This window comes from Xenorhabdus sp. XBWT (genome assembly GCF_059072735.1).
Genome location: NZ_CM180990.1, coordinates 1,291,099 through 1,308,440, shown reverse-complemented (window position 1 = coordinate 1,308,440; position 17,342 = coordinate 1,291,099). Strand labels below are relative to the sequence as shown.

The 17,342-nt window shown below is 41.1% G+C and carries 16 protein-coding genes and 1 pseudogene; 12 read left to right on the top strand and 5 right to left on the bottom strand.

Annotation, left to right across the window (positions count from 1 at the left end; translation table 11 throughout):
- Positions 1 to 72: 72 nt before the first annotated feature.
- On the top strand, positions 73 to 336 hold the full coding sequence (gene ybeD / locus AC5JQI_RS05920) for a DUF493 family protein YbeD (RefSeq protein WP_092550766.1): 264 nt from the start codon (positions 73 to 75) through the stop codon (positions 334 to 336).
- A 117-nt stretch (positions 337 to 453) separates the two neighbouring features.
- Here ybeD and AC5JQI_RS05915 read toward each other — a convergent pair whose 3' ends face one another.
- The gene (locus tag AC5JQI_RS05915; RefSeq protein WP_493914035.1) at positions 454 to 1,914 is read right to left on the bottom strand and encodes a TrkH family potassium uptake protein; all 1,461 of its coding nucleotides are present in this window, start codon (positions 1,912 to 1,914) and stop codon (positions 454 to 456) included.
- A 168-nt stretch (positions 1,915 to 2,082) separates the two neighbouring features.
- Between AC5JQI_RS05915 and lipB the strand changes: the two genes are divergently transcribed.
- From lipB to crcB, 3 genes are all read left to right on the top strand, one after another.
- Entirely contained in the window at positions 2,083 to 2,730 is a 648-nt protein-coding gene (gene lipB, locus AC5JQI_RS05910) for a lipoyl(octanoyl) transferase LipB (protein WP_237385984.1), read from the top strand.
- Positions 2,731 to 2,848: 118 nt separating this feature from the next.
- Complete coding sequence (gene lipA, locus AC5JQI_RS05905; RefSeq protein ID WP_237385935.1) at positions 2,849 to 3,814, top strand: lipoyl synthase; 966 nt, start codon at positions 2,849 to 2,851, stop codon at positions 3,812 to 3,814.
- Positions 3,815 to 3,834: 20 nt separating this feature from the next.
- Positions 3,835 to 4,206 carry a fluoride efflux transporter CrcB gene (gene crcB / locus AC5JQI_RS05900; protein WP_493914034.1) on the top strand — a complete coding sequence of 124 codons (372 nt, stop codon included), beginning with the start codon at positions 3,835 to 3,837 and terminating at the stop codon, positions 4,204 to 4,206.
- Positions 4,207 to 4,290: 84 nt separating this feature from the next.
- On the opposite strand, the gene cspE is transcribed toward crcB, so the two are convergent.
- Together cspE and AC5JQI_RS05890 are read right to left on the bottom strand one after the other, a co-directional pair.
- Positions 4,291 to 4,500, bottom strand: coding sequence for a transcription antiterminator/RNA stability regulator CspE (cspE, locus tag AC5JQI_RS05895; RefSeq protein ID WP_092550757.1), 210 nt, complete (start codon positions 4,498 to 4,500; stop codon positions 4,291 to 4,293).
- 187 nt (positions 4,501 to 4,687) lie between these two features.
- Entirely contained in the window at positions 4,688 to 5,173 is a 486-nt protein-coding gene (locus AC5JQI_RS05890; RefSeq protein WP_237385934.1) for a methylated-DNA--[protein]-cysteine S-methyltransferase, read from the bottom strand.
- A 1,666-nt stretch (positions 5,174 to 6,839) separates the two neighbouring features.
- Between AC5JQI_RS05890 and AC5JQI_RS05885 the strand changes: the two genes are divergently transcribed.
- The 7 genes and pseudogenes from AC5JQI_RS05885 to AC5JQI_RS05855 all read left to right on the top strand — a co-directional run bounded on the left by AC5JQI_RS05885 (position 6,840) and on the right by AC5JQI_RS05855 (position 13,393).
- Complete coding sequence (locus AC5JQI_RS05885) at positions 6,840 to 7,622, top strand: AzlC family ABC transporter permease (protein WP_493914033.1); 783 nt, start codon at positions 6,840 to 6,842, stop codon at positions 7,620 to 7,622.
- A 4-nt stretch (positions 7,623 to 7,626) separates the two neighbouring features.
- Positions 7,627 to 7,959, top strand: coding sequence for an L-valine transporter subunit YgaH (gene ygaH / locus AC5JQI_RS05880; RefSeq protein ID WP_493914628.1), 333 nt, complete (start codon positions 7,627 to 7,629; stop codon positions 7,957 to 7,959).
- A gap of 129 nt (positions 7,960 to 8,088) precedes the next feature.
- On the top strand, positions 8,089 to 8,604 hold the full coding sequence (gene mprA / locus AC5JQI_RS05875; protein ID WP_323855572.1) for a transcriptional repressor MprA: 516 nt from the start codon (positions 8,089 to 8,091) through the stop codon (positions 8,602 to 8,604).
- Positions 8,605 to 8,841: 237 nt separating this feature from the next.
- Positions 8,842 to 10,029, top strand: coding sequence for a multidrug efflux MFS transporter periplasmic adaptor subunit EmrA (gene emrA / locus AC5JQI_RS05870; protein ID WP_493914032.1), 1,188 nt, complete (start codon positions 8,842 to 8,844; stop codon positions 10,027 to 10,029).
- A gap of 9 nt (positions 10,030 to 10,038) precedes the next feature.
- Positions 10,039 to 11,580: a multidrug efflux MFS transporter permease subunit EmrB gene (emrB, locus tag AC5JQI_RS05865; protein WP_493914031.1), complete on the top strand. Its 1,542-nt coding sequence runs from the start codon at positions 10,039 to 10,041 to the stop codon at positions 11,578 to 11,580.
- Positions 11,581 to 12,617: 1,037 nt separating this feature from the next.
- Positions 12,618 to 12,830, top strand: a pseudogene (locus AC5JQI_RS05860) (LecA/PA-IL family lectin); the annotation flags it as partial.
- Positions 12,831 to 12,850: 20 nt separating this feature from the next.
- On the top strand, positions 12,851 to 13,393 hold the full coding sequence (locus AC5JQI_RS05855) for an IS110 family RNA-guided transposase (RefSeq protein ID WP_493914627.1): 543 nt from the start codon (positions 12,851 to 12,853) through the stop codon (positions 13,391 to 13,393).
- A gap of 493 nt (positions 13,394 to 13,886) precedes the next feature.
- On the opposite strand, the gene AC5JQI_RS05850 is transcribed toward AC5JQI_RS05855, so the two are convergent.
- Entirely contained in the window at positions 13,887 to 14,879 is a 993-nt protein-coding gene (locus AC5JQI_RS05850; protein ID WP_493914030.1) for an ISAs1 family transposase, read from the bottom strand.
- 455 nt (positions 14,880 to 15,334) lie between these two features.
- Positions 15,335 to 16,426, bottom strand: coding sequence for a tRNA/rRNA methyltransferase (locus tag AC5JQI_RS05845; protein WP_493914029.1), 1,092 nt, complete (start codon positions 16,424 to 16,426; stop codon positions 15,335 to 15,337).
- A gap of 134 nt (positions 16,427 to 16,560) precedes the next feature.
- Between AC5JQI_RS05845 and AC5JQI_RS05840 the strand changes: the two genes are divergently transcribed.
- On the top strand, positions 16,561 to 17,244 hold the full coding sequence (locus tag AC5JQI_RS05840) for a tRNA-uridine aminocarboxypropyltransferase (RefSeq protein WP_493914028.1): 684 nt from the start codon (positions 16,561 to 16,563) through the stop codon (positions 17,242 to 17,244).
- Positions 17,245 to 17,342 lie beyond the last annotated feature (98 nt).

Genomic DNA, 17,342 nt, shown 5'->3' with positions numbered 1-17,342 from the left:
ACACATTGTTAGAAAATTATCATGCCACGGTGAATTAACCATTCAGCTGTGGCAAATACATGAGGAACGCCCATGAAAACAAAATTAAACGAACTGCTTGAGTTCCCGTGCTCATTCACTTACAAAGTAATGGGCTTAGCTCAACCTGAGCTGGTGGATCAAGTTATTGAAGTGGTTCAGCGCCATGCGCCGGGCGATTACTCTCCAATCGTGAAACCAAGCAGCAAAGGCAATTACCACTCCGTTTCCATTACCATCAACGCGACTCATATTGAGCAGGTTGAGATATTGTATGAAGAATTAGGGGCGTTAGAACTGGTACGCGTTGTACTGTAATTATACCTATGATTAACGCTGATTTTTAGTCAGCGTTTTATTAGTGATTAATTCAGGTAACTAATATAGATGGACAGTCAAATATAGATACATCATATTCAACTATCTGTTATCAGGTTAAAAGCGCCAGAATGCTTTCGAGCACAGGATCAGGATTGGATAGATCTCCAGCCTTCCCAATAACATTGCCGCACACATCATCCATTTTGCCACCGCATCAAGGTTACCAAAACCTTGTGCTGTAGTCCCATATCCTATCCCCATGTTATTGATACAAGCTGCGACAGTGGCAAATGAAGTTACCAAATCATAGCCAAGCAAATTCAATGCCCAGATAAAGAAACAACTAAAAAAGACATAAAGGAAAAAAAAGCCCCAGACAGAGCGCAACACCCTATCCTGAACCACAGATTTACCAATTTTAATCGTTGAAATGGAATTCGGATGAATGAGTTGATTAATTTCGCTGAAACTCTGTTTTGCCAGAATCATAAAACGAAGCGCTTTGATGCCACCACAAGTGGAACCCACACAGCCACCAAAAAAACTGACCGCCAGCAGCAGCAGGATAGTATGAGGAGGCCACTGGGCATAATCAGAGGTTGCCAAACCGTTATCAGTCATCATAGAGCTGGTCATGAAAAAACCGTGAACAAAGGCATCTTTCACGTCATACATTCCTGAACGGTATAATTCCAACCAGATAATGCCAACTATTATTGCAAGTACCAGCAAGAAAAATTGCAATTCTGCATTCTTTAATAACGGTTTAAAGCTCCTGCGCGTCAGAGCAACAAAATAAAGGGTAAAGTTGACGGCTGACAGTATCGAAAAAATACCGCCCACCATTTCAATGGCCGCACTGTCATAATAACCAAGGCTTTCATTGCGGGTTGAAAATCCTCCCAACGAAACAGTTGAAATTCCGTGACAGATGGCATCAAACCACGACATGCCCGCAGCCCAGAAGCTGGCCGAACACAGGCCTCCCAGCAACAGATAAACAACCCACAGGCTTTTAGCACTGTCAGCAAGACGTGGGGTTAAGCGCTCCTCTTTAAAAGGGCCGGGCATTTCTGATTGATACAGTTTGACTCCACCAATACCCAGTAATGGCAAGATAGCGACGGCAAGAACGATCACTCCCAATCCACCGATAAAATTAAGCTGGGCACGATAATAGAGAATGGAATTAGGCAACGTAGAGACATCATTCAGTACCGTTGCCCCTGTAGTAGTAATACCTGATATTCCCTCAAACATTGCGTCGACCAGATTGATATTCAGACTTTTGTCGAGAACAAAAGGTAACGCACTGAGCAACGAAAACAGCAGCCAAAATAACACGATGATAAGAAATCCATCTTGCGTACTGGGCTGTGCTTTAGTTTTGCGGGTTAAATACCAACCTCCACCTCCAACAACTAACCCTATGATAAATGTTTCAAAAAAAGCAAAGACGCTTTTTTCTTTATAAAATAGAGCCACAAAAATAGGCAGCAACATTGAGAAACTGTATAGAAGCACCAGAAAGCTGCAAAGATACCCAACAATCAGGAATTGGTTTTTTTTGACCATCTGTAACTCAAACAGAGATTAAAGGGAAATCATCAAGATATATAACCATAATAATATAAAATAAAAATATATTCGTCTAATTAACAATATTATTGAATTGAAGCATTCTCAAACTGGTGGGAATCATCTTAGGGCGTTATACTGGCGGACAATTTTTGTTAACAAATGATGAAGTTCCAATTGCAACATAACACCGTTATTTTACGCCAGTTAGGTATTCAGCCTTACGAGCCAGTTTCTGATGCCATGCATCAGTTCACCGAGCAGCGTACTGCGGAAACACCTGATGAAATCTGGCTTGTCCAACATGAAAAAGTGTTTACGCAAGGTCAGGCTGGTAAAACCGAGCATGTACTTGCAGCAGGTGACATTCCCGTTATCCAATCGGACAGGGGTGGTCAAGTCACCTATCATGGCCCCGGACAGCAGGTCATGTATGTTTTGATTGATTTGAAACGGTCAAAAATTGGGGTTCGCCAGTTGGTAACTACAATTGAGAATACCGTGATCGAAACTCTGGCTCATTTTGGCGTGGAAGCATATGCCCGCCCCGATGCTCCCGGAGTTTATGTCTCAGGTAACAAAATATGTTCGCTTGGGTTGCGTATCCGCAAAGGGTGCTCTTTCCATGGTCTGGCACTAAATATTGCAATGGACTTGCAGCCATTTTTACGTATTAATCCATGTGGTTATGCGGGCATGCAAATGATCCAACTCAGTGACTTCGTCACCGGAGTGACCATTGAAGATGTACAACCCGTTCTGGTGGAAAAATTCTGTCAGATCTTGGGATTCCAACTCATCGATGAAAGATGATATAATTTTTTAACATTTTTCAAAAAAATTTGAATGGATTTATTGCCCCAATGTTTCTGTGATGAGCATCGGGCAGTAAGTCACAATCTGAAGAATATAACTGGAACCGGCAACGATTATGAGTAAACCAATTCAGATGGAACGCGGTGTCAAATACCGCGACGCAGACAAGATGGCTTTGATCCCTGTGAAGACAGTCACCACAGAACGCGAAGCACTCTTGCGTAAACCTGAGTGGATGAAAATCAAACTTCCTGCAGACTCCAGCCGCATTCAGGGCATTAAAGCTGCAATGCGCAAAAATGGGTTGCATTCCGTCTGTGAAGAAGCCTCTTGCCCTAACCTTGCTGAGTGTTTTAACCACGGAACCGCCACCTTTATGATCCTTGGTGCCATCTGTACCCGTCGCTGTCCATTCTGCGACGTAGCACATGGCCGTCCGAATGCACCTGATGCCAATGAACCCATCAAGCTTGCGCAGACCATTCAGGATATGGGGCTGCGTTATGTCGTGATCACTTCTGTTGACCGTGATGACCTGCGTGATGGCGGTGCACAGCATTTTGCTGACTGTATCGCTGCTATTCGTGAAAAAAATCCATCGATTAAGATCGAAACTCTGGTGCCGGATTTCCGTGGCCGCATGGATCGTGCGCTGGAAATTCTGACTGCTACACCTCCTGATGTGTTTAATCACAATCTAGAGAACGTACCACGGGTTTATCGTCAAGTTCGTCCAGGTGCTAACTACGATTGGTCATTGAAACTACTGGAAAAATTCAAGGAAGTTCACCCAGATATCCCAACCAAATCCGGCTTGATGGTGGGATTGGGCGAGACTAACGAAGAGATTTTAGAAGTCATGCGTGATTTGCGCCGCCATGGCGTTACTATGCTGACACTTGGTCAATACTTGCAACCAAGCCGCCATCATCTACCAGTTCAGCGTTATGTTAGCCCAGATGAATTTGAAGAAATGAAAGAAGCCGCGCTAGAGATGGGCTTTACCCATGCTGCATGTGGCCCATTTGTCCGCTCTTCCTATCATGCTGACTTGCAGGCTAAAGGCGTAGAAGTTAAATAATCTGTCGCACCGCCATCATAATGAATATTATGTTCGCTGTATTTATCGGTGGTGGCTTGGGTAGCGTATTACGCTGGCTCATTAGCCTCCGCCTGAACAATCCAGCTTTCCCGATTGCCGTTGGTACGCTGACGGCTAATTGCATTGGTGCGTTTATTATTGGCTTGGGCTTAGCTTATTTCAATAAAGCCACACACCTTGATCCCGTTTGGAAACTGATGCTAACCACAGGTTTTTGCGGTGGGCTGACCACCTTTTCCACTTTTTCTGCTGAAGTCGTTTATTTACTGCAAGCAGGTAAAGTGGGTTGGGCACTGGCAGGCATTCTGGCGAATATAATAGGTTCGTTACTGATGACAGCTCTTGCTTTTGCGGTTATGAATAAACTGTAACAGCCTACTTTTACTTTCTGATTAAAAATTAATACGAAAAAAACCCGTCTTCTATGACGGGTTTTAAAAATACGTGATTCGAAATTAGATTGCGACAACGTTCGCAGCTGATGGACCTTTTTCACCCTCAGTAATTTCAAACTCTACTTTTTGGCCTTCAGCCAACGTTTTGAATCCGTCAGCTTTAATGGCGGAAAAGTGAACAAAAACATCTTTACTACCATCTTCCGGAGTGATAAAACCGAATCCTTTGGATTCATTAAACCACTTAACATTACCTTTAATTTTTGACATCAAACTTACCTTTAATAAAAAAAGACACAAACTTAGCGTCACGTACAGTACAACAAATAATTTAGTTCACTGTCTGCAACATAGATCACGAAATAATAACAAAATGTAAAAAACGAAAATCTCGCTTAATCACACTGATTGATTTTATACACCAATAGTGATTTCACAAATAAATTAGCGTTTTATTTTAATTTTGTTTACTTTTCGCTTTCTTGCCCTTTTCATGTTCCAGCAACCATCCTTTGATGTCCAGCCCGCCAGTATAGCCAACTAATTTACCATCATGACCAATCACTCTATGGCAGGGCACAATCAATGAAATGGGATTACGAGAATTTGCCATACCAACCGCACGACAATAATTTACCGACCCCAGCGTTAATGCTAATTGTTTATAACTCCACATTTCACCATAAGGGATGGTGCAGAGCTGCTGCCAAACACGTTTTTGGAATTCAGTTCCCTGCATGCTTAAAGGAACTGTAAATGTCAGCCTCTTTCCTTTGAAATATTCCTGTAACTCTTTTACACACTGTTTCGTAATCGTGTTTTTAGATTCCGATTCTTTCTTTTCATTAACAAAATAAATACTGGTTACTCCTTCATCATCCGCAGTGATATGTACATAAGGCTTAGGAAATCCTTCTGGAGTATTTAGGTAATGATGGTACATAAACTGCCTCCATTTAATTTATTGTTAAAAATTTCTGTACTAGCCTAGATCTCTCTTTCATCAGTTTGCAATGATGAATTCGGTTACACATCTGACAATTTGATAAAGAAACCATACCGCCCTCTGATAATTAAAATTATGGCTCTGCCAATAAGATATGACACCTTATTTTTAATGCCGCTCATTTAAAAAATGTAAAAATACCATATGTAGACAAAAAAACACCAATAAAAACCATATATAGCGTTTATTTCATAAAATAATTATCTCGATATAATACACAAATGTTAGTTTTTATTATTATTAAGCTTCTATACCACTAAGAATTTTTACCAGATCTGTGATTATTTATGGCAAACACAATGATATGTATCCAATAGATTTCGAATTTCAGGGTATCTCTATGTGTATAACCTCCCTAATAATCGAGTGACTAGAATTAGAATCATCAGTCTGAAAGATAAAAGGTATACACTACTGGCAATTAATCAATGACATGAAAAGAAACCAGTTATCGTTGTTAATCATCGTATTTCATAGTAAGCAGTGATAAAAACCGCCTATAAATGATGGCAAACTCTATCTTTTCTCATTATTATTAGTATTTCCCATGCTCCTTAATATAAAAAAACTTTATTTATATTAAGGAAAATAGCAAAATCCATTCATTGTTCTAAAAATAGATTTAAAAAACAAACCAACAAATAAAAATAAATTTTTAGTTTCTTAACTTTCAATAATGATTAATTAAAATAAAAATAATTTAACTGGTCATTTCAACATTACATAACAATAAATTCTGTCATTCAGAAACCAATGAAATTTAATTTCCATTTACTTTCAACCAATTAAGATAAAAATAGTGAGAGTTAATTTACGCCCCTCAGAAAAATACAAAATAATAATAAAATATTGTTTTTTTCAGAAATCATACTTAAAGTTAAAATTTTCATAAAATACTTTCTTATAATTCTGATTATTAAAAAATAACTTTCTTATTTCTACCAGTTGCGATTATTTGAAAAATAAAGGTGTTCTTTGGTATTCAAAGATATCAATTTGAACATTGAAGAAAAAGATCTTTTTACTCATATAATTATCTGATGCAGGTAAACCTACCCCAGAATTTCATTGCAACCGTGTTATATGCCCAATGGATTTAGAGTTGCCTCAAGGTGGCAAGAAAGTGAATTCCCGGTCACATAGATAACGATGTGACCGGGATGAACGAGTGCAATCAACAAAAATACAACTTGAAAAACAACAGGCATAGAAGCCAACAGGAGTTACTTTACAACCAACATGACAGATGTAACCGACAACATTAACGGAAACACAACATTAAAATTAACAATATCAAATTCCCACTAAAAAAATAGTACATAAAATCATCATAAATTCAGCCGACCCTGCAAAAAAACGGCCCACTAAGACAAATGAACCATTTTTCTGTCTAACGATTTGTAAGTTGTACTCTTTTTCGCCAATTACACGAATGTATAAAGATATTAATAAAATTTCATAACTTCCTGTAAAATCCCTTCACAACCCACTAAAGCTATTGTTCTAAATAATATTAATTAAATAATTTTGTCATTTAATATTTTCACTTTCATCATATTTTGTTAATGTTGTTTTACCTGTTAACAAAAAAACAAAATTTCCCATGCAAACACCAGATAGATCAGTGCCCGATATACCCATATCTGATACATCAATACCTGAGTCCCCCCTACCATATAAGGCCTCTTCATTTAAAGAAGGTATTTTTGACAGTCTCCCTATTGCCATTGGTTATATTCCTATCTCTTTTGCATTTGGTCTCAGCGCGGTCAAACTGGGCTTTACTCCCTTAGAAGCCATATTTTTCTCATGCATCATTTATGCAGGAGCCAGCCAGTTTGTTATCACCGCCTTACTTAGCGCAGGAATGTCATTGTGGGTTTCTGCCTTGACCGTGATGGCAATGGATATTCGCCATATCTTGTATGGCCCTGCGTTACGTTATCGCATTAAGCAAACATTATCGGAAAAGAAAACCATGATTTGGGCTTTTGGCCTGACTGATGAGGTATTTGCCGCAGCGACGACGAAACTGATTAAAGACCAGCGTAGCTGGAGTGAAAACTGGATGGTCGCCATTTCGGTATGTTCTTGGCTATCTTGGGTATTAGGTACTGTAGCAGGGACAGTACTGGGCAACGGTTATCTGGATTCATATCCTGCCGTTGAAGCGGCCATGGCTTTTATGCTTCCAGCTCTATTTTTAAGTTTTTTATTAGCCTCTTTCAAAAAACAAAATAGCTATTGCGTTACCGCTGCTTTATCGGGCGCATTGATGGGAATTACCTTTTTCTCAATCCCAATTGCCATTCTTACAGGAATTATGAGCGGCTGTTTAGCAGCACTTCTGCAAACTAAGAGCACGCCATTAAATAACAGAACATAACATGATTGATAATAAGATACTTTTTATCGGCCTTGTTGTAGGCGCTGCGAACTTTTTGTTCCGCTACCTGCCATTACGTTTGGGAGCTAATCGTTCATCAGCCGGAACAACGGGAAAAATGGGAGTCATACTCGATAGCATTGGTATCGCATCGATTTGTTCATTACTCATCATTTCAAGCATTCCTGATGTAATGAAAGAGCACCATAAATTTTTCCCAACGCTAATCGGATGCATGGCTATCTGTTTTTTCTTTTATAAAACCCGAAGCATCATCGTTTCCACACTATCTGGTGCTATTGTTTTTGGAATAATATTCAAGGTATTTATGAATTAGGTATCAATATCAAAAGAAATATGATGATAATAAATAACTACAATTGCTAAATTTAACTTTTAATATAGTATTTGTATGGTTTTTAACAGAAGTTACTTTACCGGTTGAAACTAATAAGGTATCTAAACAATGGAAAGTTCATTCACTCCCACAGAAGAGTTACTTAATTGCCGTGTAGCACAGCAAAAAAGTTTTCCCTATCAAGAAATATTGCTCACTCGCTTATCGATGCATGTCCAGAGTAAAATTCTGGAAAATCGCAATAACATGCTGAAATCGCAAGGAATCAATGAAACCTTGTTTATGGCTCTGATGATTCTGGATACCAAAGAAAGTCGTAGCATTCAGCCATCAGAACTTAGCGCTGCATTGGGTTCCTCCCGTACAAATGCAACTCGTATTGCTGATGAATTAGAAAAGCAGGGCTGGATAGAAAGAAAAGAGAGCCATAACGATCGCCGTTGTCTCCATCTTCATCTGACAGAAAAAGGTTCAAGTTTCTTGAATGGTTTGCTTCCGCCTCAACATGATTGCCTGATTAAACTTTGGTCTGCGCTTGATCAAGAGGAGAAAAAACAGTTAGAGAAATTGATGCGTAAAATATTGAATCAATTAGATAGCATTGGGGATTGTTTGAGTAAGTGATTCTCTCTGCCCCGAACAGATTTGAATCAATGAAATACGCTATGGCAAGATGATTTAAAAAAGCTTTTCCGTTAGCCAATATCATCTGATAATTCATATGGCTAACTATTATCTTCAGATAATATTCAAATCCATATCGTTCGTTTTCCAGTAGTGTGACAACACACTACTGGAAACACTTTTGTCCCATAATTACCACATAGTAATTTAAGCTAAGAGCAAAAATGGAGATTCTCTATGAGTATTGATGAGAAAACGCAACTCCCATCGGGCCTAAAATTCCCAAATAAAAAACGACAACGCCGCAATATCACCATATTAATGACGTTATTCCTCCTTATCTCAATCACAATTTATGCTGTTTACTGGTTTCTCTTTTCGCGCCATCACCAAGAGACAGACAATGCCTATGTGGCAGGTAATCAGGTACAGATCATGTCGCAAATTGCAGGAAGTGTTACTACCGTCAATTTTGACAATACTGATTTTGTCAAAAGCGGTCAGGCTCTGGTACAACTTGATCCCCGTGACTCCGAATTAGCCTTGAAAAAAGCTGAAAATGAGTTAGCTAATACGGTTCGAACCACTCATCAGTACATGACTGACAGTAAAAAATATCAAGCGACTATTGAGCTAAAAAAAATTGCGCTCAGGAAAGCCCAAAATGATCTCAAGCGGAGGGAGTTTCTGGGGATCAGAGATTTAATCGGCAAAGAAGAGTTACAGCATATTCGGGAAACTGTCGCCACTGCTCAGGCAGATTTAGATATCGCTGTTGCCCAATACAAAAGCAATCAAGCCATTATTTTGGATACCCCTCTGGAAAAGCAACCTGCCATAGAAAAAGCAGCTTCTGGTGTTCGTGATGCCTGGCTCACCTTACAGAGAACCGAAATTGTCAGCCCTGTTGATGGTTATGTTGCACGCCGTAGCGTTCAAGTCGGATCCCGCATCAATTCAGGAACACCATTGATGTCTATCGTACCTACCAATAACATGTGGATTGAGGCTAACTTCAAAGAAACTCAGCTTGCAAACATGCGGATCGGGCAGCCCGTCAAAGTCACCAGCGACTTTTATGGTAGTGATGTTATTTACACAGGCAAGGTCATAGGTATTGATATGGGAACCGGCAGCGCTTTTTCTCTATTACCGGCACAAAATGCCAGTGGCAACTGGATCAAAGTTGTCCAGCGTCTGCCTGTCCGTATTGAGCTTGTTTCTGAACAACTAAAACAACATCCTCTGCGAATTGGCTTATCAACAAAAGTCACAGTGGATACAGAAAATACCAATGGACTTACTCTGGCGACCACTGAGCGTCAACACCCTGCATATCACACCAATGCTCTGACGGTAGATATGACTCCTGCTAACAAAATAGTTACTGACATTATTAATAGTAACTCAGGAAATAACATTTAAGGGGGCATCATGGTAAAAAGAGAACCTCTTACTGGCGCGAAACTGGCTCTTCTGACTATTTCGCTTTCAATGGCAACTTTCATGCTTGTTCTCGACTCTACCATTGCCAACGTCGCCATACCGACGATTGCAGGTAATTTAGGTGCCTCTAACTCGCAGGGAACTTGGCTCATTACCTCCTTTGGGGTCGCAAACGCAATTTCCATTCCCATCACGGGTTGGTTGGCTAAACGTATTGGTGAAGTGAAGTTGTTCCTCTGGTCTACTGCACTTTTTACTCTTTCATCTTGGTTATGTGGTATTTCCAACAGCCTTGGCATGCTAATCTTCTTTCGTGTTATTCAGGGAATAGCCGCAGGCCCCGTGCTGCCCCTGTGCCAAAGTTTGCTGTTAAATAACTATCCGCCTGCTAAACGAAATATGGCACTGGCGCTTTGGTCTATGATGATTGTTGTTGCCCCCATATGCGGACCGATCCTTGGAGGATATATCAGTGATAACTACCATTGGGGCTGGATTTTTTTCATTAACATTCCCCTTGGTATCGCTATTATCTTTGTTGTAATGCAGCTATTGCGTGACCGGGAAACGCGAACAGAAATTAATCCGATCGATATTGTGGGATTATTTTTGTTAGTGGTTGGCATAGGCTGTCTACAAATTATGCTCGACCAAGGCAAAGAACTCGATTGGTTCAACTCTACTGAGATCATCGTCCTTACAATCATTGCCGTTCTCGCACTAGTACTTCTTATTGTCTGGGAGTTAACGGACGATCATCCAATTATCGATCTATCACTCTTTAAAGAGCGTAATTTTTGTATCGGCACGCTAAGTATTAGCCTCGCCTTTATGTTGTATTTTGGTACGATTGTCTTATTACCGCAGTTATTACAAGAAGTTTTTGGCTATACAGCAACTTGGGCTGGTTTTGCTGCCGCACCTATAGGATTGATACCATTACTGTTTGCTCCAATTATCGGTAAATTTGGGCATAAAATAGATATGCGCTATCTCGTGACATTCAGTTTCATCATTTATACTGCCTGTTTCTATTGGCGGGCATATACATTCGAGTCAGGCATGGATTTTACTGCTGTAGCATGGCCTCAATTCGTTCAGGGGTTTGCTATGGCGTGCTTCTTTATGCCACTGACAACCATCACATTGTCAGGATTATCACCAGAAAGAATGGCTTCTGCATCTAGCCTGTCAAATTTTATCCGTATATTGTCAGGTTCAATAGGAACATCCATTACAACCACAATGTGGACACACCGTGAATCTATCCACCATTCCAATTTTTCAGAGTACATCAATCCATATAATCCTAATTATCAGCAGGTTCATTACCAACTGACTCAGTTAGGTATGAATGACCAGCAGATCTCCGCTTATCTGGCAAAACAGATCACTCATCAAGGGTTAATTATCTCAGCCAATGAAATTTTTTGGCTGTCAGCCGCTGTATTCCTGATCCTAACTTTATTGGTTTGGATGGCAAAGCCACCATTTTCTGCCAGCGGCAAAGATCAAGGAGGAGCACATTAAGTCCATTGGATATAACCGCATCAACGGGAGCTAATGCTCCCGTCATAAGGATAAAAAACCTCACTTAAGTCAGCGAGGTTTTGAATATTTCATACAAAGAATTCCAATTAAATAGTATTTGCAGAGTAATTAGTAAACACCACGATTGGGTTAAGTAAATCATCCGCAAATTTTAAGCTTTGGACAGGATCAGATAAATCGAGCATCTGTCTATTATTAGCAATTTGCAGGCGGTTCAAGCAACATCGTTTAATTTTTGGTGTAAATACATATGATAATAAAATAATCTTTTAAAAACAAATGAATAATATGATTGTAAAACTTAAAAAATCAATATATGCACACAACCATGTACAAACATAAAACGTACTCAATACCGCACATAACAATAGATTTTACACTGGTTAAATAGGAAAGATGGAGATGGATTTTAAGGCAGGACAGTAATCACTATCAGTCAGAACCCTGCCCTTTAACATATAGGGTATCTGCACAATACAAAAGGTATTGCGGAAATCACCATATCCAAAGTGGGATATCCCACTTTGGATGAGCGCTTAATTTCAAGCCGTCCTGCATGTGATTTTCACAATAGAGATTTGCTCTATAGTTGATTAACCCATTGATTATTTGGAGGTCCTCACTTTGACTTCATCAGGTTGATCAGTATTTAATCGCTACGCTTAAAACGGAGGAGTGGTTAAAAGGTGAGAAAACCCCACCTTTAGGTAAGTGGCTGATTTTGTGTTATTCCTGCTCAGGGTGGGAATGGTGGTTTTTTTGATGGTGGGAATATTGAGAGGTTGGGTTAAAGAGGAGAATTGTCCTTTTTTAGACATACTAAATACTATCAGTGATCTGACAAATTAGATTAATTCTCCACCTGTCATTTTATGTCATCCTGCCATCAAAACATGCTACCTATCAAATATTAGTCAAGCCGTACTCTCCAGTATTGATGAACCTATTTGATTGATGTTCATTGGCGGAGAAGTAACCCGCCTTCATAGACTGATAAAAGTCACTTTCAAAATATAATGATTGGAGGTAATACTATGTACGATTGGTCTGGAGCTGTGCCAGGAAAAGCCGAAAAAGGTCAACCTACAGGGCTTATTCTCAAAAAGGGAGATGTTATATCGATTGTTGCTAAGGGATGGGTGAAGTACGGACGTGGAGACAATCAATGGGCCGCACCTCAGAGCCAAATACCTGTAAAACCAAATCTATCATACGTCACACTCATTGCTAAAATCGGCGATGGCACGCCCTGCCTGATATTCTGGAAGAGGGAAACAATGCCTTATCCTTTGTTCTGCGCCGCCTTCTCCATGCGTTGCAGGAAGATATGCAGCGATTTGATGTCCGTATTTACAACATGGATAAAGACATTCAGGCCGTTTCAAGCCAGCAATCGGGTTACGCCCATTTACTGACCATTCCCGGTGTGGGGCCACTGATTGCCGCCGCTTTTGTCAGTGAAGTCAATGCAGAACAATTCCAAAATGGTCGTCAGCTTTCAGCCTGGTGTGGACTGGTTCCACGCCAATACAGTTCCGGGGGAAAAAACCGTCTGTCTGGCATGACCAAACAGGGCAACCGTCACTTGCGAACGTTAATCATTCACGGTGCCCGTGCGGTGATGCGCTGTTGTCAAAAACGTGAGGATGTTCTGGACGGATGGTTAAGAAAATTAATTGCCCGCTGTGGCTTCATGAAGGCAACCGTCGCCTTGGCCAACAAACGGGTGCGTATTATCTGGCGAATTTTAAAGGATGATGTTGATTTTATGATGAAGAAAGCCGTGAATTAACCGATTAAAAAAGACGTTTACTGAGTTTGCAAACACTGATGAGAAAACAGCTACCGTCCTGTAATAGCCTGTGCTTGACCAAGGTAATCATATACCTATGTAGTGATAAGGAAACAGGGCTCGGATGACATCATGGCGCGGGTGATTCAGCCCACAATGACGCCGGATATATGGTCGCAAACCGTATCAATTCAATGCTTGCACAACCGGGGGACGTCCATATATGGTCAAGAAATTCCGGACACCATTTTAGCCTTTTCCCATTGCGATGGATCCCTTTCACTGCGGAACAAGAGGAGCAAGTTACCAGGGCAAACGGGTCTAAATTAGACTGACGTAAAACCCATCGTAAGCACTTTCAACATATAGTCATTATCCCATCCCGCTTTCTGGCGCTTGGTTTTCACACCCACTTTAACCGTTTTCTAATTTTTCAACAGGTTAAGCGCTATTTTATTCATTAAAGCAATGTTTTCAGCGGCATGACCACTTCTCAGGCGCTGTCTGTCTTCACCAAAACTGACGTCCAGCTGCCAGTGCAACTTCGTTTCAATATGTCAGTGACTGCGTATCGCATACGCGATAAAGTCGGCTGGCTTATCGCTATGACTGGTGATGTAGTAACGTCTCTCGTAACTTTCGGGTTTTCCCTGTGCTTCCCGCCAGGACTCCACACCGCTATCCCGCCCAACGTCTGCCACTGAGGATACCGTTCCTTCAACCAATTGACATCGTTGATCAGCCACACCTGACGCTGTTCGATACGACCATGATCCCCCTCTGTACTCCGGGTTCTGGTGTGCACAATGCCCCTAAAATCTTTCGTCAACTGGGTATCTAAAAAGAGTTTGATATCTTCGTGAAACTCGCCCTGATTGCCCTTCAGCGCCAACACATAACCGGCGCCCTTCCCAACAATCTGATCCGAGATTTTGTACTGGCAACCCATCGCGTCAATCGTGAGGGTAGAGCCCTGAATATCCAACAGGGTCAGCAACTTAGGCAGTGCCGTGATTTCATTCGATTTATCCGAGACTTTCACCTGACCAAAACAAAGTTGATTCGCCACTGACCAGGCACTGACCAAGTGGAGCGCGGGAGCGCCGGGAGCTTTATCGAGCGTTCCCCGTAGCGTTTTGCCATTCAGGGCAATAATATCATCGGATATTCTGGCTAAGCTGTTCACCCATTGGGTAAAGGCCTGCCCAAATTCCAGGGGATCGAGCCGGTTTATCACATCGTTAAACGTATCGTGGCTGGGGATACCATTTGGCAGAGCCAGAAACTGCCGGAACCAGTCCTCTTTGGACTTACCGTATTCTTCAATCGCATTGAAACTTTCACAACCCCAGATCACGGCACAAATCGAGATGGTCAGAATATCGATGAGGGCATACTGTTTAGTTCGGTTAACACGGGGATCAGTAAGGTGCCCAAAGGCATTGCTGAGAGTGGTTGCTTGCATGGCAGTATCTACGGTTATCATTGAAAGTAAGCCGATTATAAACCACAAGTAGCGACTCATTCTATTTAGCGGTACGAACGTTCAACGTTAATCACATTGGTTAATTTAGACCCGTTTGCCCTGAGCAAATTACATCAATCTTTGCCATTTGAATGTTTTCCAAATAGACAGACTATACATGATTCAATAAATTGATGTCACGACCTCACGACCATATATTTTATATATGTTATTTAAAAATCCCGCTAATTATAAAAATCCAAAAAATAATTTCAAATTACGATAGTAACAAATATTTTTATTAAATCTGGCAAAACATTTTTCATTACAACAATAAAACCAGATTCAATAAATTGGAGGAAAAAATAAAGGCTCTGACTAAATAGTCAGAGCCTTATTAATAAGATAGATTAAACTATCTCCTTTTTTCAAGCCACGATTCTTTAGGGCAACTTGAGTACCATTAATTATATAAATTAAGCCTTATTCTGACGCCACCATTCTGCCAGCATAATACCTGTTGCAACAGAAACATTCAGACTTTCTATCCGACCGGTACCGCCAATGGAAAGACGAATATCACCATCTTCCCAAGTACTGTCGCTTAATCCGTCACTTTCCTGCCCCAATACCAAGACCATTCTTTCTGGCAATGTAGCTTGTGCCAGTGTAGCACTACCCTTATGGCTAGATGTGGTCACAATGGAGTAACCTTCATTGCGGAATTTATTCAGCGTATCTGTGAAACCATCAGCATCAATGCCTTTGATATGCTCTGCGCCCCCTTCAGCAGTACGAACCGCTGCACCAGATTCCAGCATTGCTGTATCCTGCAAAATTACACCCTGTACGCCAAAATGCGCACAACTACGCATAATTGCCCCAAGATTATGTGGGTTGCCTACATTTTCCAATGCCAATACACAATCTTTTACTGGTGCTTGCTGCAAATAGGTTTCTGCATCCAAGCCATTGCGTTTCTTGATCAAGAAGCATACACCGCCATGGTGTTCTGTACCTGATGCCTTAGTTAGTTCTTCATCATCAACCACATGGTAAGCTTTGCGATTTGCCGCCATCCATTTTAAAGCATTGCGAAAACGCGGGGTAACTGATTGAACAAACCAGGCCCGAACAATCGCATCAGGGCGATTCTTGAACATAGCCTGACAAGCATTTTCCCCATAAATACGGGTTTCTTCCAAACGTTGGCGACGAAGTTGTTCAGGATCGATATGGCTTTTGCCACTGATACCACTGTGCTCTGGTTGAAGAGAATCTTCCTCCTGACGAGAAATGGTTCTCCAAGGAGAACGATCACCTGAATACGCTGGGCGCTCACTGTCGCGACGACGCTCACCCTGCTCACGTCCTCTGCCAAATGGACGTTTATCGTTTTTATGGCTGTCACTGTTTTTACGACGATCGTTATTTCTGCTGCGGTCATTGTTTCTACCGCGACCATAGTTTTTACCATGGTCATCATCTTTACGACTATCGCTGCTGTCCTCATTACGGACGTACATCACTTTGACTTTGCCGTTCTTACCACTATAGGAATCGTTCATTTGTTTCTCCAACTGCGTTATGGCGCGAAGATTACCCGATGTTCGCGCCCGAAGCTACCTCTGGCAACGACAATCAATTAAAATACCCGTTAATTTTTTGCTGACTTTATCCACGAACCTGTTTGAGTTCTTAAATGAGAAATAACAACGCCGTTTATCAGCTTCGCCAACGTCGCCTTGCCCGATCTACCCGCCCTTTTCAGGCAAGAGGTTGCCGAGTGCAGCGTTGCCTGCATTGTTTATTACCACAAAAAAAATGCTTGTGTGAAATGATTTCACCAGCAAACGCGGCAAGCCGCTTCTGTCTCATCATGTTTGATACTGAGCCGATGAAACCCAGTAATACAGGAAAATTAATTGCCGATATTTTGCCGGATACACACGCTTTCCTCTGGTCTAGAACCGAGCCTGATCAACGGATGCTTGAAGTGTTGCGTGACTCTGCCCGGCAACCTTATTTGATCTTTCCGGATAGTTACGCTACGCCTCCCCGCACGGTGTATCAACAGCTTCCTGATAATCAGAAACCACCATTGTTTATTATATTGGATGGTACTTGGCCTGAAGCAAGAAAAATGTTTCGCAAAAGTCCATATTTGGATGGCATTCCTCTGTTATCTATTAATAATCTTGCCAAAATGGATTATTTACTGCGAGTGCCGTCAAGAAAAGAGCAACATTGTACTGCCGAAGTCGCGGCTGCCACACTAGAATTGGCAGGAGATCTGAATGCATCACAATCACTGCTCAGCCATTTCAATCATTTTCGTGAACAATATCTGGCTGGAAAATCCAATCGTCCGGACTCTCCTGAGTAATCAATCACAGCAACTCTTGACAATTTCCACTGAATTGACTGATGGTGGCTAAAATTATTCATGATAATTGTTTGATGAACGGCGATTGTTTATTGATG